The sequence below is a fragment of the Pseudoalteromonas sp. SCSIO 43210 genome, from assembly GCF_054133285.1.
Genome location: NZ_CP087225.1, coordinates 1 through 24,812, shown reverse-complemented (window position 1 = coordinate 24,812; position 24,812 = coordinate 1). Strand labels below are relative to the sequence as shown.

20 protein-coding genes are annotated in these 24,812 nt (G+C 39.6%); 4 read left to right on the top strand and 16 right to left on the bottom strand.

Annotated elements, in window-relative coordinates:
- The first annotated feature begins 49 nt into the window (after positions 1–49).
- The gene (gene trkA, locus LOS73_RS00100) at positions 50–1,426 is read left to right on the top strand and encodes a Trk system potassium transporter TrkA (protein ID WP_007377634.1); all 1,377 of its coding nucleotides are present in this window, start codon (positions 50–52) and stop codon (positions 1,424–1,426) included.
- A gap of 76 nt (positions 1,427–1,502) precedes the next feature.
- On the opposite strand, the gene LOS73_RS00095 is transcribed toward trkA, so the two are convergent.
- The 8 genes from LOS73_RS00095 to LOS73_RS00060 form a co-directional block, all read right to left on the bottom strand.
- Positions 1,503–1,718, bottom strand: coding sequence for an EF-hand domain-containing protein (locus LOS73_RS00095; protein WP_007377635.1), 216 nt, complete (start codon positions 1,716–1,718; stop codon positions 1,503–1,505).
- Between the two features lie 101 nt (positions 1,719–1,819).
- Complete coding sequence (locus LOS73_RS00090) at positions 1,820–2,032, bottom strand: EF-hand domain-containing protein (RefSeq protein WP_007377636.1); 213 nt, start codon at positions 2,030–2,032, stop codon at positions 1,820–1,822.
- A 138-nt stretch (positions 2,033–2,170) separates the two neighbouring features.
- On the bottom strand, positions 2,171–2,383 hold the full coding sequence (locus LOS73_RS00085) for an EF-hand domain-containing protein (RefSeq protein ID WP_096792171.1): 213 nt from the start codon (positions 2,381–2,383) through the stop codon (positions 2,171–2,173).
- 466 nt (positions 2,384–2,849) lie between these two features.
- Positions 2,850–3,503, bottom strand: a complete 654-nt coding sequence (locus tag LOS73_RS00080) for a flagellar brake domain-containing protein (RefSeq protein ID WP_033031142.1) — start codon at positions 3,501–3,503, stop codon at positions 2,850–2,852.
- Positions 3,504–3,546: 43 nt separating this feature from the next.
- On the bottom strand, positions 3,547–4,998 hold the full coding sequence (locus LOS73_RS00075; protein ID WP_007377639.1) for a TrkH family potassium uptake protein: 1,452 nt from the start codon (positions 4,996–4,998) through the stop codon (positions 3,547–3,549).
- 96 nt (positions 4,999–5,094) lie between these two features.
- Positions 5,095–5,709 carry a YigZ family protein gene (locus tag LOS73_RS00070; RefSeq protein WP_007377640.1) on the bottom strand — a complete coding sequence of 205 codons (615 nt, stop codon included), beginning with the start codon at positions 5,707–5,709 and terminating at the stop codon, positions 5,095–5,097.
- Between the two features lie 88 nt (positions 5,710–5,797).
- A complete protein-coding gene (pepQ, locus tag LOS73_RS00065) occupies positions 5,798–7,120 on the bottom strand; it encodes a Xaa-Pro dipeptidase (protein WP_007377641.1) in 1,323 nt (440 codons plus the stop codon).
- 276 nt (positions 7,121–7,396) lie between these two features.
- Entirely contained in the window at positions 7,397–9,283 is a 1,887-nt protein-coding gene (locus LOS73_RS00060; protein ID WP_007377642.1) for a transglycosylase SLT domain-containing protein, read from the bottom strand.
- 193 nt (positions 9,284–9,476) lie between these two features.
- Between LOS73_RS00060 and fadB the strand changes: the two genes are divergently transcribed.
- The 3 genes from fadB (at position 9,477) to tusA (ending at position 13,344) form a co-directional block, all read left to right on the top strand.
- A complete protein-coding gene (gene fadB, locus LOS73_RS00055) occupies positions 9,477–11,636 on the top strand; it encodes a fatty acid oxidation complex subunit alpha FadB (RefSeq protein WP_457934282.1) in 2,160 nt (719 codons plus the stop codon).
- 4 nt (positions 11,637–11,640) lie between these two features.
- Entirely contained in the window at positions 11,641–12,810 is a 1,170-nt protein-coding gene (gene fadA / locus LOS73_RS00050; RefSeq protein WP_004335189.1) for an acetyl-CoA C-acyltransferase FadA, read from the top strand.
- A 294-nt stretch (positions 12,811–13,104) separates the two neighbouring features.
- Positions 13,105–13,344, top strand: coding sequence for a sulfurtransferase TusA (tusA, locus tag LOS73_RS00045; protein WP_004335190.1), 240 nt, complete (start codon positions 13,105–13,107; stop codon positions 13,342–13,344).
- A 5-nt stretch (positions 13,345–13,349) separates the two neighbouring features.
- Here tusA and LOS73_RS00040 read toward each other — a convergent pair whose 3' ends face one another.
- The 8 genes from LOS73_RS00040 to dnaA form a co-directional block, all read right to left on the bottom strand.
- Complete coding sequence (locus tag LOS73_RS00040; protein ID WP_033040333.1) at positions 13,350–14,969, bottom strand: KAP family P-loop NTPase fold protein; 1,620 nt, start codon at positions 14,967–14,969, stop codon at positions 13,350–13,352.
- Positions 14,970–15,026: 57 nt separating this feature from the next.
- Positions 15,027–15,476, bottom strand: coding sequence for an early set domain-containing protein (locus tag LOS73_RS00035; RefSeq protein WP_033040335.1), 450 nt, complete (start codon positions 15,474–15,476; stop codon positions 15,027–15,029).
- Between the two features lie 75 nt (positions 15,477–15,551).
- Positions 15,552–17,621, bottom strand: a complete 2,070-nt coding sequence (gene glyS / locus LOS73_RS00030) for a glycine--tRNA ligase subunit beta (RefSeq protein ID WP_457934281.1) — start codon at positions 17,619–17,621, stop codon at positions 15,552–15,554.
- Position 17,622: 1 nt separating this feature from the next.
- Positions 17,623–18,525: a glycine--tRNA ligase subunit alpha gene (gene glyQ / locus LOS73_RS00025; protein ID WP_007377648.1), complete on the bottom strand. Its 903-nt coding sequence runs from the start codon at positions 18,523–18,525 to the stop codon at positions 17,623–17,625.
- 141 nt (positions 18,526–18,666) lie between these two features.
- On the bottom strand, positions 18,667–21,093 hold the full coding sequence (gene gyrB / locus LOS73_RS00020) for a DNA topoisomerase (ATP-hydrolyzing) subunit B (RefSeq protein WP_457934280.1): 2,427 nt from the start codon (positions 21,091–21,093) through the stop codon (positions 18,667–18,669).
- A gap of 12 nt (positions 21,094–21,105) precedes the next feature.
- Positions 21,106–22,200, bottom strand: a complete 1,095-nt coding sequence (gene recF, locus LOS73_RS00015) for a DNA replication/repair protein RecF (RefSeq protein ID WP_033040339.1) — start codon at positions 22,198–22,200, stop codon at positions 21,106–21,108.
- Positions 22,201–22,215: 15 nt separating this feature from the next.
- On the bottom strand, positions 22,216–23,319 hold the full coding sequence (gene dnaN / locus LOS73_RS00010; protein WP_007377651.1) for a DNA polymerase III subunit beta: 1,104 nt from the start codon (positions 23,317–23,319) through the stop codon (positions 22,216–22,218).
- 13 nt (positions 23,320–23,332) lie between these two features.
- A complete protein-coding gene (gene dnaA / locus LOS73_RS00005; RefSeq protein WP_007377652.1) occupies positions 23,333–24,721 on the bottom strand; it encodes a chromosomal replication initiator protein DnaA in 1,389 nt (462 codons plus the stop codon).
- Positions 24,722–24,812 lie beyond the last annotated feature (91 nt).

The following is a 24,812-nucleotide window of genomic DNA, read 5'->3' as shown; positions in this document are numbered from 1 at the left end:
TTATAATTTAAAAATGGCTCTTAATTGCTACTTATAACACGGGTAAATAATGAAAATAATCATACTCGGTGCTGGCCAAGTAGGCGCAACACTCGCTGAGAATTTAGTAGGCGAACAGAATGAAATTACAGTCGTTGATATAGATGGTAACCGATTACGTGAACTTCAAGATAAGTACGACTTACAAGGTGTAGTAGGACACAGTGCGCATCCTGATGTATTACGTCAAGCTGGAGCTGAAGACGCCGATATGGTTATTGCAGTAACCAGTTCAGATGAAGTAAACATGGTTGCATGCCAAGTGGCGTACAGTATTTTTAAAACGCCCACTAAAATTGCCCGTATTCGCTCAGAGCAATATTTAAAATACCGCGAGAAACTTTTTCAGAACGACGACTTGCCAATCGATCATTATATTGCCCCAGAAGCACTCGTAACCAAGTACATTCGTCGCTTAATCGACTACCCTGGCGCATTACAGGTATTGCAGTTTGCCGATGGCATGCTCTCGTTAGTTGCAGTGAAAGCCTATTATGGCGGTTTACTCGTCGGTTATGCATTGTCTGCACTTAAAGAACACATCCCTAATGTAGAAACCCGTGTTGCCGCTATTTACCGCCAAGGTAAGGCAATCAAACCACTAGGTACAACGGTCATTGAAGCCGATGACGAAGTATTTTTTATTGCCGCTACAAAACATATACGCGCAGTAATGAACGAACTACAAAAACTTGAACGTTCTTACAAAAAAATCATGATAGCGGGTGGCGGTAATATTGGCGCGGGCCTTGCCCGCTCACTTGAAAAAAACCACACAGTTAAATTAATTGAGCGTAGCAAAGAGCGTGCTGAGCAGCTCTCAGAAATGCTAGATAACACAGTTGTATTTTGTGGTGACGCATCAGATCAAGAATTACTCTCAGAAGAGCATATTGATCAAGTTGATGTATTTATTGCCGTAACCAATGACGATGAAGCAAATATTATGTCAGCCATGCTTGCAAAACGTATGGGCGCACAAAAAACAATGGTACTTATTCAGCGTGGTGCTTATGTTGATTTAGTACAAGGGGGAGAAATAGACATTGCCATATCTCCTCAACAAGCCACCATTTCGGCATTACTAACACATGTACGTCGTGGCGACATTGTTAACGTCTACTCATTACGCAAAGGTGCAGCAGAGGCGATTGAAGCGGTAGCCCATGGTGATGAGAATACATCAAAGGTGGTTGGCCGTGCTATTGCAGATATAAAACTTCCTGCAGGCACAACGATTGGGGCAATTGTACGAAATGACGACGTACTCATTGCTCATGACGACACCATTATTATGTCAGGCGATCACGTTATTATGTTTTTAATCGATAAAAAACACATTAATGTGGTAGAAAAACTATTTCAGGTAAGTGCTATATTTTTGTAGTCTTATGACGTAGAAAAAGCCGCTGGCGAAGGCGGCTTTAATCGCTGATAATCGCGTGTTAATTATCATTTTAGAGTTACTGTACTTTTGCAAACTCTTCTTTAGAAAGCTCACCATTCCCGTCAGTGTCTAAGTCATCAAATAATTTCACTAACTGCGCGTTAACTTGCGCTTCTTGCTTGGTGATAACCCCGTCACTATCGATATCAAAAGAGGCAAAATCAACGGCGGCATACGCAGCTGACGACGATGCTAAAATGATGACGGCCAGTGTTGTGTTTAATGTTTTCATAATAATTTCCTAAATAATAAAGAGGAAGTCCTTTTCAAAGATCCCTGACTGTGAAAAATGTTTAATCTGAAAAAAGATTAATTAACCTGAACTCTGGTTAACTAGTAATTAGCGAACTCTTCTTTAGAAAGCTCACCGCTACCGTCGGTATCTAGCTCGATAAATTCAGCCATTAAATCGGTGTCGACTGCCGCTTCACTTGGGCTAATTGTGCCGCTACCATCTATATCAAGGCTATTAAAGTCTGATGCTGCAAATACAACTGAAGAAGACGCTATAGCTATAAGTGCCAGTGCTTTATTTAAATGTTTCATAGTTTAATCCTTCAATGTTCTATCAAAAAAATTGCTTCGTTTAGCTTAAACGTAATTTTTCACTTCCTTGTTACCCTCTTTCGTAAGCTCCTTGCCTACTTAGGTTGTCTTTGGCAACTCAGGATAAATACTTGTTAATTAAGCTTCTGAAAATTCTTCTTTTGATAACTCACCATTTTGGTCAGTATCAAGTTCTGAGAACATGCTCATTAACTTTGCATCTACTGATGCTTCTGCTTGGCTAATTGTGCCACTGCCATCTACATCAAGTGTATCAAAATCTGTTGCGGCAAAAGCGGCTGAAGAAGATGCTAATGCAATAAGTGCTAGTGTTTTATTAATGCGTTTCATAATATGTATCCTTCAAATTTATGTGTGTGCGATTAAGGTGTCTCACTTTAAATCACGCTTAAGTTCAGTACACCATGACTATTACAACTTAGGTGCCAACTTTTAAAAGTTATTATTTTTCATGTGGTTAACAGTATAAAATCGTGATATGGATAAATTTCAAGTGCTTTCCTGTTGCTTTTTAGCAACACAGCGATATGAAAAAACAAAATAGAGAATAAAAACAAGAGGTTAATTTAGATTAAAAAACCACAAATTATGAATTTAGATATTTTAGATGAGGTTTAAAGCAAAAATTCAGCTTTATTTGGGTTGGGTTTATTACATGAAATTAGATTATGGTAATCTTTTATTATTTTAAGCTACTGTTTTATATTATTTATTTAATTATTAAAAATAATAACCAAATAATTTTCATCTATAAAGCAGGCAATCGCTATTTTGTTGCAAAATAGCGAAATCTCTTTTAACCGACTTCGAATTCGAGCATGGAGGGATCAATAAAGTGCTCTTTCATAAAGGTATTCATTTCATCTTCACTGGCTAATAGTTTAATACCACATCTGATCCCCGCATCATGCTCTTTAACACTACACACCTCGCCTTCAAAATTTTGCGCACTGCTATCTAGCATAATAGTACATTGCATATCTTTTATACTTTCAAGCTCTTTATTACTTCTAACATCAAACATAACTCCCGTTAATGAGATATCTTTAATAACACCTTCGAGTACTCTGTCGTCACTTAGTTTTAGCTTTGCAGGTAATAAAGTAGGGATACGCGTTTGCGAACGCAAACTAAATAACTGAACCTGTTCAGGAAAGTTTATAAAAATAAGCCGAGCCGGATGAGAAGAAATAGACATAATTTTCTGACGAAACGCAATTACTTTCCCACCGCTGCCTTCTATTAAAGCCCTCACGACAACGGTTATACCGTCACGTAAATAATCACTTGCCGCAGGTAAGCGTTTTGAGCTTGGATAATTTAAAATGATAAATTTATCATCAAGTAATCCCACCATCTCAGTCTTAATGCGTTTACTACTGGTAGGCGTTAAAATTTCTAGGTCGACCAAGCTGCCAATAATTATATTATTAAGATTGCTTATTGGCATATTCTCTCCCTTGTAATGTATTTTTTAAATAAAACAGTTGGCTTTATCCACGCCAAAACGTTGGCGTAAATAACACAAGTAAAGTAAATATTTCTAACCGGCCAAACACCATCGCAATAGTAAGCAACCATTTAGCGCCATCAGTTATCGCGCCATAATGCGATGCTACATCACCCAAACCTGGACCTAAATTATTTAAACAAGCAGCAGTGGCAGAGAACGCCGTTATGTTATCCATACCCGTGCCCATAAGCGCTAGCATAATAATAATAAACACCAGCGCATAAGCAGAGAAAAAGCCCCACACAGCTTCTACTACTTTATCTGGCAACGCCTTTCGACCCAACTTAATTGAATATATAGCACGAGGATGCACCAAACGATTAAGCTCACGCACGCCCTGCAAATAAAGTAAAAATACGCGAACGACCTTCATACCACCACCGGTAGAGCCTGCACAGCCACCAATAAAGCTCGAAAATATAAGTAAAATAGGTAAAAACAAAGGCCATGTTGAAAAGTTATCAGTAGCAAAGCCTGCCGTTGTACTCATTGATACTGCTTGGAATAAAGCCTGATCGAGGGTTTCGTCGCCATTAGCATATATTTCATTTGACGAAAGCACCGTAAAACAAATAACTACAAGTGCAAGCTGAATGCATAGGAAAACTTTAAATTCAGGGTCACGTAAATAAACTCTTACGTTTCGGCTCGATACAGCGGCATAATGTAGCGAAAAATTAATTGCAGCAATAATTAAAAAGAATACACAAATAAAGTTAATGACAGGGCTATCAAAGTGACCTATCGATGCGTCATAAGTAGAAAAGCCGCCTATCGCCACTGTAGAAAATGCATGGCAGATAGCATCAAACCAGCTCATTCCTGCCGCCCAATAAGCGAGCATACATGTCAGCGTAAGCGACACATAAATGTACCAAAGATGCTTAGCTGTATCAGCAATCCGTGGAGTCATTTTTGAATCTTTTACCGGGCCTGGAATTTCAGCGCGGTACAACTGCATACCACCCACGCCTAACATAGGCAGTATAGCGACGGCGAGTACGATTATACCCATACCGCCAAACCACTGGAGTTGCTGGCGATAAAACAACACCGATTTGGGTAAATACTCAATACCGGTAAGCACTGTAGCGCCTGTGGTTGTTAAGCCAGAAAATGCTTCAAATACCGCATCAGCGAGCGATAAATTCGGTTCTTGTAAAAATATAAGCGGTAACGATGCAAATGCCCCAAGTACCAACCAAAACAAAACAACAATTAAAAAGCCTTCACGTGCTTTTAAGTCACCATTTTCATGACGGTTTGGGTAATAAGCCATCATGCCAATAACAACACTAAAGATAAATGCTAAAACAAAAGGAACACCACCACCGTCTTTATATATTAAAGACACCAGTGCTGGGGGCACCATGGTAATACTAAACAGCGCAACGAGTTGGCCAAGAATTTTTATGATGGTACGAAATTGCATTTAGCTTATCGCTTTTATTATTAGTAAATTCAGGTTGAGTAGTATCAACCAAATTAAATAGAGTGAATATGCATTACATGCAATTTGTGTAGGTTATTACTCTTTAATCGTTAACTCAACTGCGCCGTGACTTAAATCAAAAATATCTTTGATTGCTTGCTGCGCTTCGCGGCTATCTATTGTAATCACCCATTCAATATTAGCAGTAAATTGCTTATCAATATTAAGCACTTGATACTTTGTTTTTAATAACTGCTCAATCGCGCCTTGCATGCTGTACTCGCTACTCCCTGTAATTTCAACACTGGGAACTTTAAGCACTGTTTGCAACTTCACTAACGCATTGTTTAGTGAGCCACCATAAGCACGTACTAGTCCGCCAGTGCCTAATTTTATGCCGCCAAAGTAACGTGTGACGACAGCTGTGATTTCGCCAAGGCCTGAACCCACCAGCACATTTAACATAGGCTTTCCTGCAGTGCCATTTGGTTCACCATCGTCCGAAAAACCATAAACATGGCTGCCACCGGGGTTGCCTGCCACATGTGCCCAACAGTTATGACGCGCATCGCTATACTTTTCTTCAATGCTTTTAATAAATGCTTTAGCTGAATTTAAATCGGGGGTGTGTGCAATGTGAACTATAAACGTACTTTTTTTAATTTCTTCTTGATGAAAAACGTCAGCAGCAGGGTATTTATATTCAGACATATTTTAAACTTGTAAAAAGGGGGCCAAAAGGCCCCTTTAAATAATGTACGTATTTTAACGTGTATAAACTAATTGGTGTTAACTAGAATTAATCGAGCGCTAAATCTCGTGTCATATTTTCTAGGCTATCTTCGTGAACAATAATGTTATCTTCAATACGAATGCCGCCAAATGGTTTAAATGACTCTACCTTTTCCCAGTTAATAAACTGCTTATTATCGGTTTGTGCTAAATCACCAAGCAGTGAATCAATAAAGTATAAACCAGGCTCAATAGTAAACACTTGGTTTTTTTCGATCAGGCGAGTACAACGCAAGAACGGATGCCCTTCAGGCGATGGTTGATGTGTGCCCTTTTCGTCACTCATAAAACCGCCCATATCATGCACTTGTAAACCAAGGTGATGCCCTAGTCCATGCGGGAAGAAAGTAGAGGTAATTTTACGCTCAACAATTTCTGTCGCGGGTAGGTTAACAATTTTAAAGTCACTGAGTATTTGTGCGATACGGTTATGGCATTCAACGTGTAAATCACCATAAAGCATACCCGGCTTTAAACCTTTACCTAACTCGATTTGTTGAACTGTCATCGCTTGTACAAGCTCAGCAAACTCACCTTGCTTTTTGAAATCATACGTACGAGTAATATCAGCGGCATAACCATTAAAGTTTGCACCGGCATCAATTAAAAATGAGTTATGAGTGTGTGGCGCTTTTGGATCAAAGTGCGTGTAATGCAAAATAGCGCAGTTTTCGTTAAGCGCAACAATGTTGCCGTACGGCATTTCATTTTCGCTTTGGCGTGTCGCCATTAAATACGCTTGCTGAATGTCGAACTCGCTACCACCATTAAAAAATGTATCGCGTGCAGCTTTATGCCCATCTACTGCAATGCGGTTAGCGTTGCGTAAACATTCAAGTTCGTACTGCGTTTTATAAGCGCGGTGGTAATGAAAATAGTTAAGTACAGGCTCAGGGTTCATAATACTAAAACCAAGGGCTTGCGCTACTTCAATGTATTCACCCATGTAAGCATATTTAGCTTTATCGTATGGTAATAACTTTTCTACTTGATCAGGCTGAAGTAGTAGCTCTATATCAAAGTACTCGGCCCAAAAGTCGCGAGGCTCGTCTGGCACTTTATGCCAAAAATCTACTGGACGGTAAAATATGAGTTTTGGCTTGTCGCTGCCATTTACCACAATCCAGCAATGAGGATTATCAATAACCGGTAACCATGCTTTAAACTGTGGATTAACTTTAAATGGATAATACATATCATCTAAAAACTGGCGCTTAGCTTGGCCTGAATGAATTACTAATCCTTCTAACCCTTCGCTATTACAAATTGTACGAGTACGCTGTTGCAGTGTTGCAATATGTTCGGCGTATAAAACGGCTAATTTATCCATTGTTAATCCATCTGTTAAATTTAACTTGCTCTGAGTCTACCACTTATACCAATTGCATTAAATTAATGATCTATTATAGCGATAAGAAAATAGCTTAATAACAAGGCTAAAATTATGATACATAGTTGTTCTATATAAATAATTTTTAACGTAGTTATTGAGTTATTTAATGCGCTAGAATGATCATGTTTTAATAAAATTGGTATTATCCGCAAAGCGCTCAAAAAAGGGGGTATCTAGCATGTAAATATCCCCCCCACTTTAAACTTATATTTACTAACCGCCCATTTTCATTTGAAGCAATGGCGCGAGAACATTTCCTTCTCGGCCCATTCTAGTATGGTAAACCTGACGATACGCAAACACATTTTTTACATAATCACGGGTTTCACGATACGGAATAAGCTCCACCCATAATTCAGCCGGAATAGCTTCATCAGGTAGCCAGCGTTTAACACGGTGATACCCTGCATTATATGAAGCCGTTGCTAGTATTTCGTTGCCATGGTTCTTCTTTTTTAAATACTGTAGATAACTGGTACCTAACCTAATATTTGTTTTAGGCTGATATAATCGATTACTCGACACACTGCCTTTATTTACATATTTGGCCGTACTTGGCAATAATTGCATTAAACCACGTGCATTAGCGTGAGAGCGTGCATCAGGGGCAAAAGAGCTTTCACGCCTTGCAATAGCAATACTCCAGGCCACATCTATTTTGCTGCGTTTACTGTAGCGTTCAAATACATCTTGAAACGCAAACGGAAAACGTTGCTCTACGTTATCCCACGCTTTAATTTTTGCTAAAGTAAAAATGGTACTGTCGTGCCAGCCTAAATCTGTAGATAGTTGTGATGCAGCTAGCTTTTCTTCATCACTAGAGGTATCAGTTAAGTAATTCCACTCACGGCGAGCCGACGTGAAGCGCTCAAGATCATAAAGCGCTTTTGCTCGTTTAAAGCCGGGGGCATTACTAACGTTATCTACCAGTACCTTATCAACGATTAAAGGCTCATTATTTAAATCAACTGGCAACCCCAAGCGTGCGGCAGCTAAAAAGCCATAATAATCACGATTAGTCGCTACTTTTTTCCAAATATCGTCTGCTTTTTGCTGCTCGCCACGTTGTGCATAGCTATAAGCTAACCAATATTGCTGGCCGAGGCTTAAATTTTCTTTCCCTGTAAAAAATGCAGCAATCCCCTCCCAATCTTGGGTTTTGAGCATATTGCCCAATTGCCATTGAATAAGCTTGCTGTCTAGTCGCTCTTTTGGCACTTTATTTAGCCAAAAACTCGCTTGTTTATGCCCACTTGAAGCAAGTGACAACGCAAAGGTGTAATAGACATCCGCTTTTTCTTCGTCGCTGTACTTAAATATTTTTTCTATCTTTTCCCATGCTTTTAAAGCGAGTGCTTTATCGCGCCAAACCAAACGCTTAACACCATAAATTGCTATTTGCCCTTCTTTAGCTGATTTTTTTTTGTATCGATATAAACCAGCAGAAGCACTAGGGTCTCGACGCACCTTTAGATATAAATCAGCCAAGTAGCGCTCATTTTTAGGTAATAACGTTTTTAAGTAAGGTAATAAACTTTGCTTGCCACCTTCGGCTGCAAGCGTAATTCGCTGCCAAACAGTTTCTTTATCCATGTAACCTTTTTTACGCCACACTGAAAAAAGCCCGTCGCACTCTTGCGGTTGCGACTTTCCAACAGTCCATAGATCGGTTACTTGATTTAGTATTGCTTTTTCAGGTGCACCTAAATCAAGCTGAAAATCCAAATAAGTGCACGTAAGCTCTGTATTTGATGTTTCACGGTAATTATTAATATATGCCGCTTTTTTATTTTTCTTTTTTAAATACGCTAACCATGCTTTACGCACCGGCCATTCAAGGGGCGTATGCTGATAAATAGTTAAGTAGTTTTCTATTTCTGACTGATATTTAATATTAGGATGTCGTTGCCAATACGTTTTTTCAACATACGGCTTTAACGGATGGTTAAGGTTACTAACCGCTTGTTTAAAATCTTGATAACTTCCATGACGGACTTTTTTTTCAGCATCTAAAAATGCATCGTTATCAATACTTGCCTCGGCAGAATGAAGAGGGAAAATGAATGCAGCTGCCGCAATGCTTAATAAATATTTTTTCATAATGTCCTTTAATAAAAAATTAAAGTAGTGAATAAAAACTTTTCAACCACCTTAGCACCAAACCAGCTATATTTTAACCAGTCGATTGTAACCGAGTTAAATTTTTCGTTGCATTTTTAATTTAAAGCAAGCACACTGATTGAAATGCAAACTCATCGTACCAGTCTTAGTTCGTCAACTAGGGAGAATAATAATGTTATATAAAAGCGATTCCTTTGAAGTTAGCTTCCTAAAGGAAAACATCGCCGAGTTTAAGTTTTGTGTTGCAGGTTCTGTAAACACATTATCTCAAAAAACTCTTTCAGATTGCGCAGCAGCATTAAAAGAATTAGCCGCCAATACTGATATCAAAGGCATGATTTTTACCAGTGATAAAGAGCACTTTATTATTGGTGCCGATATCTTCGAATTTTTACCTACATTTACTAAACCTGAAGAAGAATTAGTAGTGTGGATCAAAAACGCAACCGACGTTTTTGATGCAATTGAAGATTTACCATTCCCAACTCTAAGCGCTATAAACGGTATGGCACTTGGCGGTGGTTGTGAGTGGGCACTTGCTACCGATTATCGTGTGGCAAGCGAAACAGCTAAAATGGGCCTACCAGAAGTTAAACTTGGCATAATGCCAGGGTTTGGTGGCACAGTGCGCTTACCACGTATCATTGGCGCCGATAACGCGATGATGTGGATTACCTCAGGCGCAGAAAACCGCGCAGCAGATGCCCTTAAAGTAGGTGCGTTTGACGCGGTAGTTAGTGCTGACAAACTTCTAGAGTCAAGTGTATCAACACTTGAACTGGCGATTGCAGGCAAGCTAGATTGGCAAGCAAAACGCAACGTAAAACTACAGCCACTTAAATTAAACCGTGTTGAGCAAGGCATGAGCTTCGCTATGGCAGAAGGTATGGTAATGGGTAAAACCAAAGGCCACTATCCTGCACCGGTTATGGCTGTACGTACTATTAAAGCAGCGGCAAACTGTACTCGCGATGAAGCAATGGCAATCGAAAATGCCAACTTTGCTAAATTAGCACGTACACCAGAAGCAGCTGCACAAACAGGTATATTCCTAGCTGACCAATACATTAAAGGTAAAGCACGTAAATTTGCTAAACAAAGCGATGTAGAAATTAAACAAGCCGCTGTATTAGGGGCTGGTATTATGGGTGGCGGTATTGCATACCAGTCTGCTTATAAAGGCACACCTATTATAATGAAAGACATCCAACAAGATGCGCTTGATTTAGGTATGGGTGAAGCGTCTAAGTTATTAGGTGCAAAAGTTAAGCGTGGCCACATGCCAATGGAAAAAATGTTGGCAACACTTAGCAAAATTAAGCCAACACTTAACGCGTCAGACCTACAAAGTGCCAATATTATTGTTGAAGCCGTTGTAGAAAACCCTAAAGTTAAGCAAGCAGTACTCGCTGATCTTGAAAAGACCATGCCAGAAGGCACTGTACTTACTTCAAACACATCAACTATTTGTATTGATTTACTAGCACAAGCGCTAGATAAGCCAGAAAATTTCTGTGGTATGCACTTTTTCAATCCAGTGCCAAAAATGCCATTAGTAGAAATTATCCGTGGTGCAAAAACCTCAGATAAAACAATTAATGCAGTAGTTGATTACGCGCTTAAATTAGGTAAATCACCAATTGTTGTTAACGATTGCCCAGGCTTTTTTGTAAACCGTGTTTTATTCCCTTACTTTGCAGGTTTTAGCAAATTAGTGGTTGAAGGCGCTAACTTTGCAAAAGTAGATAAAGTAATGGAAAACGTATTTGGCTGGCCTATGGGTCCGGCTTACCTACTTGATGTTGTAGGTATTGATACAGCGTTCCATTGTACTGGCGTAATGGCTGACGGTTTCCCTGAGCGTATGGCGCGTGCTGATAAAGACCCTGTGACTATTTTTGCCAACGAAAAACGTTTTGGTCAAAAGAACAAAGCCGGTTTTTACAAATACGAAACAGATCGTCGCGGTCGTCTTAAAAAGTCTCATGACGAGACAGCAATTGAGCTATTAAGCCCAATTACAGACGCACCAAAAGAATTTGATAAACAAGAAATCATCGACCGTTGTATGATTCCAATGATTAACGAAGTGCTACTGTGTTTGCAAGAAGGCATTGTTGCCTCGCCGCAAGAAGCAGATATGGCATTAGTTTACGGTGTTGGTTTCCCTCCATTTAGAGGCGGCGCGTTCCGTTACTTAGATCAAACTGGTTTAGCTAACTTTGTTGCAGCAGCAGACAAATACGCTCACCTAGGTGCGATTTACCAAGTATCTGAGCAAACTCGCAAGTGGGCCGAAGAAGGTCGTGTTTTCTATAAGGTGGAAGGTTAATATCATGAATAATCCAGTAATTGTAGATTGTATCCGCACACCAATGGGTCGCTCTAAAAGTGGTGTATTCAAACATAAACGTGCAGAAGATTTAAGCGCACATTTAATGAAAGGCTTACTAGATCGCAACCCAGCAGTTGATCCAGCATCAATTGACGATATTTATTGGGGTTGTGTACAGCAAACATTAGAGCAAGGCTTTAACGTAGCACGTAACGCATCATTGCTTGCCGGTATTCCGCACAGCGTTCCTGCTGTTACGGTTAACCGTTTATGTGGCTCTTCTATGCAAGCATTGCATGACGCAGCACGCGCAATAATGACAGGCGCTGGCGACACTTACCTAATTGGTGGTGTTGAGCACATGGGTCACGTACCTATGACTCACGGCAACGACTTTCACCCAGGCCTTGCAACATCAATTGCACAAGCGTCTGGCTCTATGGGCTTAACAGCAGAATACCTTGCTACGCTTCATGGCATTAGCCGTGAGCAACAAGATGAATTTGCTTACCGTTCACATCAACGTGCACAAGCTGCAACTGTTGAAGGCCGTTTCCGTCGCGAAATTTTAGCAATGGAAGGTCACGCAGCAGATGGTTCGCTTATCTTAGTTGAAGACGACGAAGTAATTCGCCCAGAAACAACTGTAGAAGGCCTATCAAAGCTTCGCCCTGTATTTAATCCTGCATCGGGTACGGTAACAGCCGGTACTTCTTCAGCACTTTCTGACGGCGCATCTGCAATGTTAGTAATGAGCGAAGAAAAAGCAAAAGAACTTGGTTTACCAATTCGTGCGCGCATTAAAGCAATGGCAGTCGCTGGTTGCGACCCATCAATTATGGGTTACGGCCCAGTACCAGCAAGTAAAAAAGCACTTGCACAAGCCGGTATTACAATTGATGACCTAGGCGTAGTAGAACTTAACGAAGCCTTTGCAGCACAATCATTACCTGTAATGAAAGATTTAGGGTTAATGGATGTTGTTGACGAAAAAGTGAATTTAAATGGCGGCGCAATCGCACTTGGTCACCCTCTGGGTTGTTCGGGTTCGCGTATTAGCACATCGCTTATTCACTTAATGGAAGACAAAAATGTACGATACGGTTTAGCAACCATGTGTATTGGTTTAGGCCAAGGCATTGCCACTGTATTTGAACGTGTTCAAGACTAATTAGTTTGAACATGTAAAACCATCTTGGTGATTAAAAAGGCGAACTGATTTTATTCAGTTCGCCTTTTTTATTAGCTTCAATTAAGTGAAGACAACCCTTTATGAAGCAAGTATGTAACTACGTAATTATGTGATCGGGCGTATTATTAGATAAAGTCTTTTGAAGCTGCTAAAAGCATTAAGTAAAATAGTTAAATTACACTTAAAATTGCGTTAAACTGCCAAACTTATTAATTGCTATACCTAAGCACTGGCGTACACAACAATCACTTTAATTAAACAGGCCAATTTATTATGAGCTTTGATAATCCCGATCACCAATTAGATGCCATAGGCCTTCGCTGCCCAGAGCCAGTAATGATGGTACGTGCTGCTATTCGTAAAATGAATGACGGTGAAACGTTATTAATAACCGCTGATGACCCATCAACCACTCGCGACATTCCGAGCTTTTGTACGTTTATGGATCACACGCTGGTGGCTAAAGATGCAGAAGAAGCACCGTATAGGTATGTGGTGAAGAAAGGGCTTTAAAGTTATTAATTGTCAGCAAATTTACTTGTTAAGCCAATTAGATTCAAGTAATCATTTGCAGTAAAACTATTTACTCCGGAGAATGTCATGTGAGCTTCTAATAGCTGAGATTCACTGATAACGCCTCTCCCATCATAACCAAACGTATTTAAGTAGTTAGTCTTTTTTATATTGTCACCTCTTTTTAATACATTTTGAAAGCTACGAAGATAAGTAAAAAGATCCATCTTTGAAAACTCTGAAAAATGCTTCATAAGTGTTTGTCGCTCATAGCCATCTGAAATAGGTGACTGTTTGCTCCTGCCTAAGAGCTTGGCAGAGTTGATCATTTCCTTCAAGTATCCAGACAAATTTAACTCTTTAGCTGAAAGCTTTAAGTCAGTAACTTTATTGTTAATAACAAACGGGTTATCTTTGAAGATCAAACACACATAGTCATATTGAGGTTTATTGAACATATATAAGCAAAGTAAGATTAGTAGAACCAGAATATCTACTGTTTTCTCTTCGCCAATTAACTCTATACTTGTAAGTAATCTATCTGCTAATTGTATAGCTGATCTAGGTGCTAAATTTTGCCAATTAGAAATTTCAGCGATAAACGAAGATAGTTGTTTTTTTATATCATCCCCTTGAGATAAAAGCGGAAACAGTAAAATGCTTTTTTGTTCAAGATATTGATTATCTAATACAGTAAAATCGCAGTTTGCTTCTAGTAAACTCGCGGAAATCCCAACATCTAGATGGTATTTTGTATCGAAGAACCTCCTTAAATAATTATCAGCATTAAAGTCATTTCCATACAAAGCTTTTATCGTATGCTGTAACTCTTCCGTATGAGTTGATACTACAATCACTAGCCCTTCAATATCGAAAATATGTTTTATCGCTTCAAGCATTTCTACGGCATAAGTTGGTCGACATCGATCTAACTCATCTATAAATATAAACGCAGGATAACTTCGAGTTATTGCTTGCAAGCCTCCTTTTGGCTTTTCAATCGAGTATTTTACTAACTCTTTAATAGTGTCCTTTAGCTCTTTTACTCCCTTCTTATAGTCACTATGCTCTTTAAACGCTTGCGTAGTCATTGCTTCCATAGCAGCTGACAAATCTAATGGTTTATTGTTTTGTGTTGATGACGAAGTATCTGTGTCAGAGTTTTCGTCTACAAATAGGTCTTCAATATCAAAGCCACCATATCGCTTAACCAATGCTGCTAAAATTTTTGGTAATACAGATATACCTATATTTTCAAAACGCTTTTTCTTTTCTTTACTTAAGTAACTTTGATTAACTGTTTTTAGAAGCTGCTCTTGAATTTCAGCTAGTACAGTAATTATGGGGGAATCCATAAAGTCATTCGACCAAGCATCTATATAAATAACTGGGTGTTCATGCTTTAAATCTTCAGCCCAACGTTTTACGAAATAAGTTTTACCTGCCCCCCATTCCGCATTTACGTTAATTACATAAGAGGATTTATTGGGCTTCTCCCTATTCGAATTTGAGCGACGAACAAGGATCTTAGTAAGCAGTTCTGCATCTTGCTTTCTATTTAGTTGATCAGCAGGATAAGTAATATCATCAATTTTTATTTCTTCGTTCCATTCTTTAGTTTTCATACAACGTCCTTGTCAAAAATCCATTAATTCACTCGGGCAGCTTTAAAAATACAGCTATCACTTCTTCGTTATCGTCACTTGTGGCTTGTCGTAGTCACTGTAATCAATACTTACTATGTATGTGCCTTTTATTGCTGGTGTGAAACTAAAGTAGTTATAAATAGTATTACAGTCTGCGATAGCTGGTTGGCCGAGTGTTAGGCTTTGCCCTGCTGGTTGTGAGTCGCTGTAACCACAGTTGTAGCCTTCACTAAAGTCGGCATCGGCTATTTTAAATTCGTACACTTTACCAGGCGTCGAAAATTTCACTTGTGCTTGATAAAGCGCAGGGCCAACTGGCGCAAACTGATACTGGGGTTCTGCATCCCATAGTGTAAAGTCGCCACGTAAGTAAATTGTGCGGTCAAGCTCTTGCTGAGGTAATACATCGTTAATCGAAATTTGGCTTGTACAGGCAGTAAGTAAACCAGCAATTGCTAAGGTTAAAATTCGTTTCATAGAAATCATCAATGGGGTTTCCTTTGCATACAGTGAAAACTAAAAAGCCAGCAAAACGCTGGCTTTTAAAATTGTTAATCGGTGTTATTTTTGTAAAACAGAAATATCTGCAATACCTAAAAACAATCCGCTTAACTGGCTTAGCAGCGCAAGACGATTTTGCTTAACAGCTTCATCGTCGGCCATAACCATTACGTTGTCAAAAAAGTTATCAACACTTTCGCGAATACCTGCCAATTGGCTTAATGCTTCTTGGTAGTTTCCATCTGCGTAAAGTGGTGCAAGGTCAGTGGCAAATTTTGCTACTTGTGATGCTAATACTTTTTCAGCGTCGTCGCTTAATAAGCTCTCATCAACACTACCTTGGCTGGTAATGTCGTTTTTAGCCAGAATGTTACCTACACGCTTATTAGCTGCTGCAAGCGCTTCTGCTGCGTCTAATGTACGGAAGTGGCTTACGGCTTTAACACGGCGATCAAAATCAACAGGTTTAGTCGGACGACGTGCAAGCACTGCTTGAATTACGTCTACTTCAATACCTTCGTCTTGATACCAAGCACGGAAGCGTCCTAGCATAAATTCAAATACGTCAGTTGATACATTTAAGTTAGTTAACTTGTCGCCAAACAATGTTTGCGATTTAGCTACTAGGTCTAAAATATCAAGTGGTAGTTCTTTTTCTACCATAATGCGAAGTGCACCAATAGCAGCACGACGAAGAGCAAATGGGTCTTTGTCACCCTTAGGTGCTTGGCCTATACCAAAAATACCCACCAGCGTATCAAACTTATCAGCAATCGCTACTGCGCAGCTAATTAAATTTGTAGGTAAGTTGTCGCCTGCAAAGCGTGGCATGTACTGCTCGTTTTGCGCTAAGGCTACATCTTCGGCTTCACCATCGTGGCGAGCGTAATGCATTCCCATTACACCTTGCACGTCGGTAAATTCCATTACCATTTCAGTCATTAGATCTGTTTTACTTAATAAGCCCGCACGCTGCGCTAACACTTTATCAGCACCTAATTGCTCAGCGATATAACCTGCAAGCTCACTAATACGCTCAGACTTATCTTTAAGCGTACCAAGTTGCTTTTGGAACAATACGCTATCAAGCGATTCTAATCGGCTTTCTAGGGTTTTCTTTTTATCTGTTTCAAAGAAGAACTGTGCATCGGCTAAACGCGGGCGCACTACTTTTTCGTTACCAGATATAACCACACTTGGATCTTTACTTTCGATGTTAGATACAAACAAAAACTTATTTAAAAGTTTGCCGTTTTGATCTAATAACGGGAAGTATTTTTGATCGTCTTTCATGGTGTAAATTAACGCTTCGGCCGGTACATCTAAAAATGCTTCTTCAAATGTTGCCGTTAAAGTCACTGGCCACTCTACAAGTGATGTTACTTCTTCTAGTAAATCTTCATCCATTGCAACAACAGCGTTAACTGCGCTTGCAGCCTCTTCTATTTGTGCACGAATTTGCGCTTTACGTTGTCCGTAATCAGCAATAACGTAAGCAGATTTAAGTACGTCAAAAACGTCGTCCGCATGGTTTATGCTAATTTTTTCTGGGTGATGAAAACGATGACCCTGAAGCTGGTTAGTTATTTTCTTACCAAGAATTTCGCCTTCAAGTAACTCATCACCAAACAAGATAGTTACTGTGTGCACTGGTCGAATAAATTGTGTTTTATTCGCGCCCCAACGCATTGGTTTAGGAATCGGTAGTTTAGCCAATGCTTTAGTAATTGCACCTGTCATTAGCGTTTTAGTTTCTTGCCCTGCTACTTTAGCAATGTGCAATAACCAAGCGCCTTTGTCAGTTTCGAGTGTTTGTGCGTCTTTTACTTCAATACCACAACCACGTGCCCAACCCATTGCTGCTTTTGTTGGGTTACCGTCACCGTCAAATGCAGCTTTAGTAGCTGGACCGCGCTTTTCAACTTCTTTGTCTTGTTGCTTAGCTTCAAGCGCTTTTACTTGTAAACCTAAACGACGAGGCGATGCATACCAGCTTACGCCTTGGTGTGCTAATTCTAGTGTTTCTAGCTCTGCAGTTAAGTTTGCAGCAAAGGCTTCTGCTAATTTACGCAGTGCTTTTGGTGGCAACTCTTCTGTGCCAATTTCTACTAATAAATTTTGTGCTGACATACTACTTATCCTTACACAGCGGGAAACCAAGCGCTTCGCGTTTGTCATAGTAACTTTGTGCACACGCTTTTGATAACGCACGAACGCGTAAAATATAACGTTGGCGTTCGGTTACCGAAATTGCGTGGCGTGCGTCTAGTAAGTTAAATGCATGCGATGCTTTCATTACTTGCTCGTAAGCAGGTAGTGGTAAGTTTGCTTCAATTAACTTTTGGCTCTCTGCTTCACATTTATCAAACTGTGCAAATAAGTCTTCTACGTTTGCATGTTCAAAGTTGTAAGTAGACTGCTCTACTTCATTTTGATGGAACACGTCGCCGTAGGTTACGCGTCCTAGTGGACCGTCTGCCCATACTAAGTCGTAAATACTATCTACGCCTTGAATGTACATTGCCAAACGCTCTAGGCCGTAAGTGATCTCACCCGTTACAGGTGAACACTCAATACCACCAACTTGTTGAAAGTAGGTAAACTGCGTTACTTCCATGCCGTTTAACCAAATTTCCCAACCTAGGCCCCACGCACCTAACGTAGGTGATTCCCAGTTATCTTCTACAAAGCGAACTTCGTGAGTTAGCGTATCGATACCCATAGCCGCTAACGAGCCTAAGTAAAGCTCTTGGATGTTATCTGGTGATGGCTTTAAAACCACCTGAAATTGGTAATAGTGTTGCAAGCGATTTGGGTTTTCACCGTAGCGACCATCTGTAGGACGACGACACGGTTGAACGTAAGCACTCGACATTGGTTCTGGACCAATAGACTTTAAAAATGTTTGCGGGTGAAATGTCCCGGCGCCCACTTCCATATCAAGTGGTTGAATAATGACACAGCCTTGCTGCGCCCAATAATCCTGTAAAGCCAGGATCAAACCTTGAAAGGTTTTTACGTCATATTTTTGCATATTTGGCTTTTTACTATCTAAGAAGTAGCGTGAAAATTACCTTTAGTATACCGTGTGTACACTCAGGTTTTAAGCAGTTTGTGTAATTGAAGAAAATAAAAAAGGAGCCATCAGGCTCCTTTTTTGGTGTAAATATTCTTTTTATACGTCTAAGTTAACTACGCGCAGTGCGTTAGTTTCAATAAACTCACGACGAGGCTCTACTTGGTCACCCATTAAGGTAGCGAATAATTGATCCGCGCCTACGGCATCTTCGATCGTCACTTGTAACATACGACGAGCACTAGGATCCATTGTGGTTTCCCAAAGCTGGCTTGGGTTCATTTCGCCCAATCCTTTATAACGCTGAATATATAGACCACGTTTAGATTCTGTGATCAACCATTCTAAAGCATCCACAAAGTTATCAACAGGAAGTGTTTTCTCTCCACGTTGAATATAAGCGCCTTCTGTAATGATATTTGCGATGTTAACACCAGTCACAGCAATACGTTGGTAATCGCGTGAGGTAATAAAGTCATAGCTCAACACATGCGATTTATCAACACCATGCTGACGAATATTCACAACCGGATAATATAAATTACGCTCTGTATCATGCTCTGTTGCAGCATCAAAAATAGTCGCATCTTCATCTCGTGCTATTAGGTCGTCTACTAGCTCTTTAGTCCACTCAATTACTTTAGCTTCATCTGAAAGGTCTTCTTTTTTCAGTTCGCTTTGATAAATTAAACGCTCCATTACCGTACTTGGGTATTTACGTTTTAAGCGTTCGATTACTTTAACTGTGTTTTGGTAATCATGAACTATTGTCTCTAGTGCTTCACCTTCAAGCGCCGACGCATCTGCACTTGTATATAAAGCCGCATTATTAAGCGCAAGCGATGTTAAGTATTCAACTAATGCTGGATCATCTTTAATATAACGCTCTTGCTTACCCTTTTTCACTTTGTAAAGTGGTGGCTGAGCAATATAAATATAGCCGCGTTCTACAATTTCAGGCATTTGACGATAGAAGAATGTTAGTAGTAACGTACGAATGTGAGAACCATCCACGTCCGCATCGGTCATGATAATGATACGATGGTAACGTAATTTTTCAGGGTTATATTCGTCACGTCCAATACCACAACCTAATGCAGTAATTAGCGTTGCTACTTCTTGCGAAGATAACATCTTGTCAAAACGTGCTTTTTCTACGTTTAAGATTTTACCCTTAAGCGGAAGAATAGCTTGGTTTTTACGGTTACGTCCCTGCTTGGCTGATCCGCCAGCAGAGTCCCCTTCCACTATATATAGTTCAGATTGGGCTGGGTCTTTTTCTTGGCAATCAGCTAGCTTACCCGGCAAGCCTGCTAAGTCCATTGCACCTTTACGTCGTGTCATTTCACGGGCTTTACGCGCCGCTTCACGTGCACGAGATGCATCAATGATTTTACCAACAACAATTTTGGCATCTACTGGGTTTTCTAATAAAAACTCAGTGAACTTTTCAGCCATTGCTTGCTCAACCGCAGATTTAACTTCGCTTGAAACGAGCTTATCTTTTGTTTGCGATGAGAACTTAGGATCAGGAACTTTAACACTAACAACAGCCGTTAAACCTTCGCGGGCATCATCACCGGTCGCATTACTGGTTGTTTTAGCTTTTTTGTTAAAGCCTTCTTTTTCCATGTAGTTGTTAAGCGTACGTGTTAGCGCAGATCTAAAACCGGCTAAATGAGTACCACCATCACGTTGTGGAATATTATTTGTAAAACAGTAAATGTTTTCTTGGTATGCATCATTCCACTGCATTGATACTTCAACGCTAATACCATCTTCTTCACGTTCATGAGTAAAATGGAATACACCTTTATGTATAGGTGTTTTATTACGGTTTAAGTATTCTACGAAAGCTTGAATACCGCCTTCGTATTTAAAGTGGTCAGATTTATTTTCTTCACGTTCATCATTTAAAATGATGCTCACACCTGAATTTAGGAATGAAAGCTCGCGTAAACGCTTAGCTAAAATTTCGTAATGAAAATCTAAGTTTGTGAATGTTTCACCACTTGGCCAAAAACGCAGTTCTGTACCAGTCGTTTCTGAGTCACCAATAACAGCTAAAGGTGCATCTGGAACACCCATAGTGTAAAACTGCTCGTGTAGTTTACCTTCACGGCGAACGGTAAGTTTTAGTTTTTCTGAAAGTGCATTTACAACAGAAACACCAACACCGTGTAAGCCACCCGATACTTTATAAGAGTTATCATCAAACTTACCACCAGCATGAAGTACCGTCATAATAACTTCGGCTGCTGATACGCCTTCTTCTTCATGGATAGAAGTTGGGATACCACGGCCGTTATCTCGTACTGAGACAGAACCGTCTAAGTGAATAGTTACATAAATATCATCACAATGACCTGCTAGGGCTTCATCGATAGAGTTATCAACGACCTCAAACACCATGTGGTGTAAGCCTGTGCCATCATCGGTGTCCCCAATATACATTCCAGGACGCTTTCTTACTGCGTCTAATCCTTTAAGTACTTTAATACTCGACGAGTCATAATTCTCAGACATGGTTAATCCCACTTATCTTGTTATTAGGTTGCCATGTTTCACGTGGAACATTTGTAGTTCTCGTTGCATGGGTTCCACCACAGCAGAAATACTTTCAGATAAAATTGAAGAGATAAAAATTTGAGAACTGCAGTGAGCAAGTAATTGTCCCACTTTCTCTTTTGTATCTTCGCCTAACTCTGAAGGTAGATCATCTATTAGCAATATAGATTGCTTATCTGTCTCTGACTCAATTAAGCTATTTTGCGTAACTTTTAACGCATATAGTAATAACTTCAATTGACCGCGTGAGAATGTATTCTCCACACTGTTGCCAGCGACACTAAAACTAAAGTCGGCCTTATGAGGCCCTTTACTTGTAAACCCTTGGCGAGCATCTCGCTCAAAGTTTTGCTCTAACGCATCTGCAAGAGATTCAGTCTCTTTCCAACCTGCATTAAAGGTCATTTCTAAATCGCGTACAAGCGTTAATTCTGCACACATTTTATCAAAAAACTGCTGCTTAAACCTACTTATATACGCCAATCTTAATTTATTTATTTCTTCAGCCAGTCTAACAAATTCTTTGTCCCAAAACTTAATTTGGTCAAAATAATTCTTTGGCTTAGTTTTTAACAATGCATTACGCTGTTTAAGTACTTTATTAAACGATTGCCACAAAAAAAAGAACTCATGTTCCACGTGGAACAAACCTAAATCTAAAAACTTTCTGCGCTCTTTTGGCCCGCCAAAAAATAAAGAATAGCTCTCTGGTGTAATAATTTGTACCGGCATAAGTTGAGCAAGTTCTGATATTTTACGGCTCGCCTTACCTTGAATTTTTAAATTAGTTTCACCCGTTTGGGTTTTACTAATACCAATTGGAATAGATAAGTCGTGTATTGTTTTGCGCCCGTGAATTACAAACTGATCTTGCTGATGCGCGATAATACTTTTGTGTTTTGGAGTACGAAAAGATTTGCCGTGAGAAAGGTAATAAATAGCCTCTAAAAGGCTGGTTTTTCCGCTGCCATTTTCACCATATATTATATTAACGCCGTTAACTGGTTCTAGCGTCAGCGCCTCAATATTACGAAAATATTTGAGGCTCAAATGACTTAAGCTCATTGTGTATTTATAGTCTTATAAACGCATAGGCATAACAACGTACATTGCTTCTTCATCGCCTGCACCTTCAATTAATGCACTGCTGTTTGAGTCGGCTAATGTAAATAGTACGTCTTCTGTTTTTAATGTGTTTAGTACATCTAATACGTAAGACACGTTAAAGCCTATTTCTAGATCCGCGCCTTGGTAACTTACTTCAACAACCTCTTCCGCTTGTTCTTGCTCTGGATTATTAGCCGTAATTTTTAATAAACCGTTTGATAAGTTTAAGCGTACACCACGAAACTTTTCATTAGATAAAATAGACACACGTTGAAATGCATTACGTAGCCATTCACGGTTAGCTGTAATAACTTTGTCGCCACCACGCGGTAATACACGACGGTAATCTGGAAAACGCCCATCAACTAGCTTACTTGTAAATGTAAACTCTAAATCGATAATACGGATATGATTAGCGCCAAACTGAATTGTTACTAACTCGTCATCAGCGACCATAAGGCGCATTATTTCTTGCACACCTTTACGAGGTATAATTAACTGACGCTGAGTATTAAGCGATTGCGTTAGCTGTTTTTGCGCAATCGCTAAACGGTGGCCATCTGTTGCGACTGTTTTTATATCAGTATTGTCTACTTCAAACGACATACCATTTAAATAATAACGTACGTCTTGATTCGCCATCGAGAAATGCGTGCTTTCGAGTAACTTACGAAGCTCTAAACGAGTTAGTTGAAATTCAACCTCTCCGTCCCACTCTTCTAGATTAGGAAAATCATCAGCAGATAATGTCGTTAATGAAAAACGGCTTTTACCACTGGTTAAAAGTAATTGATGCTCTTGCAAGCTTAAAGTAATGTCTGAACCGTCTGGTAGACTTTTACAAATATCGAGTAACTTTTTAGCGGGTAACGTTAGTTTTGTATCGGCAATATCGTCACCTACAAATACGCCAGAAACTAATTCAATTTCAAGGTCTGTACCTGTCATTGAAAGTTGTCCGTTTTCTACCACTAACAAAACGTTAGATAAAATTGGTAGTGTGTGTTTGCGCTCTATTGCACCTGACACTTGCACCAATGGCTTTAAAAATTGTTGTCTTGATATTGTTATTTGCATAATAAAGTCAGCCCTAAGATGACAATGTTCTTATTAAGTTTTGATAATCTTCTTTAATTTCGTGGCTTTCGTCACGTAGTGATTTTATCTTACGACATGCGTGCAATACGGTCGTATGATCGCGTCCACCAAATGCGTCACCAATCTCAGGTAAGCTGTGATTAGTTAATTCTTTAGATAATGCCATAGCAACTTGGCGAGGCCTTGCTATAGAGCGACTGCGGCGCTTAGACAACAGATCTGATACACGAATTCGATAGTACTCTGCTACGGTGCGCTGAATATTATCAATCGTAACCAGTTTGTCTTGCAAAGCAAGTAAATCGCGCAGTGCTTCTTTTACAAAATCGATCGAAATTGGACGACCGGTAAAGTTAGCATTGGCGATTACACGGTTAAGTGCACCTTCTAATTCACGCACATTTGAGCGTAACTTTTTAGCAATAAAAAAAGCAACTTCGTGTGGTAAATTAATTTTACTTTGCTGTGCTTTTTTCATCAAAATAGCAACGCGAGTTTCAAGCTCTGGTGGCTCAATCGCGATTGTTAATCCCCAACCAAAGCGTGATTTAAGACGGTCTTCGACCCCTTCAATCTCTTTTGGATAACGGTCAGAGGTTAAAATAATTTGTTGGTTACCTTCAAGTAATGCATTAAAGGTATGAAAAAACTCTTCTTGGGAGCGCTCTTTGTTAGCAAAAAATTGAATGTCATCAATCATTAATGCATCAACACTGCGATAATAACGTTTGAACTCTTCAATTGCGTTATTTTGTAGTGCTTTTACCATGTCTTGAACAAAGCGTTCTGAATGCATATAAACAATTTTAGCGTCTGGCTTATTTGCCATAATGCCATTGCCTACTGCATGTAATAAGTGAGTTTTACCTAAACCAGTACCACCGTATATAAATACAGGGTTAAAAGCAGAACCAGGATTGTCGGCAACCTGTGTGGCCGCAGCTTTTGCTAATTGGTTTGATTTACCTTCAACAAAGCTATCAAAGGTATAGTTCTCTTTAATATTAGATTTGTAACCTGACTTAGGTGCAGGCTCAACCACCGGCTTTTGCTCACGAGGTTGCTGTTTTGTTGAAGCGTGTGCGCTTGGCGCAGATTGTGTTTCTGCAACCGGTGCAGCTTGAGCGTTCAATAAAGGTTTACTTCCTACATCAAAACGCAGCTCTGGTGCTTCAACACCACAAATTTCTACTAATAGTTCGTTAATTCTATTGAGGTACTTTTCTCTCACCCAATCAAGCACAAAGCGATTAGGTGCATAAATCGTCAAGGTATCTTCGGTACTTTCTGCTTGAAGTGGTCTTACCCACATACTGAACTGCTGCGAAGGCAATTCATCTTGCAATACATATAAACAACTTTGCCAAACCGACAGATACACAGTTAAACTCCCAGAGATATAATTTTTATTCCCGCACATCATTAATGATTAAAAATCATGCATTTATTGCGTCAAAATAGCCAAATAAGTG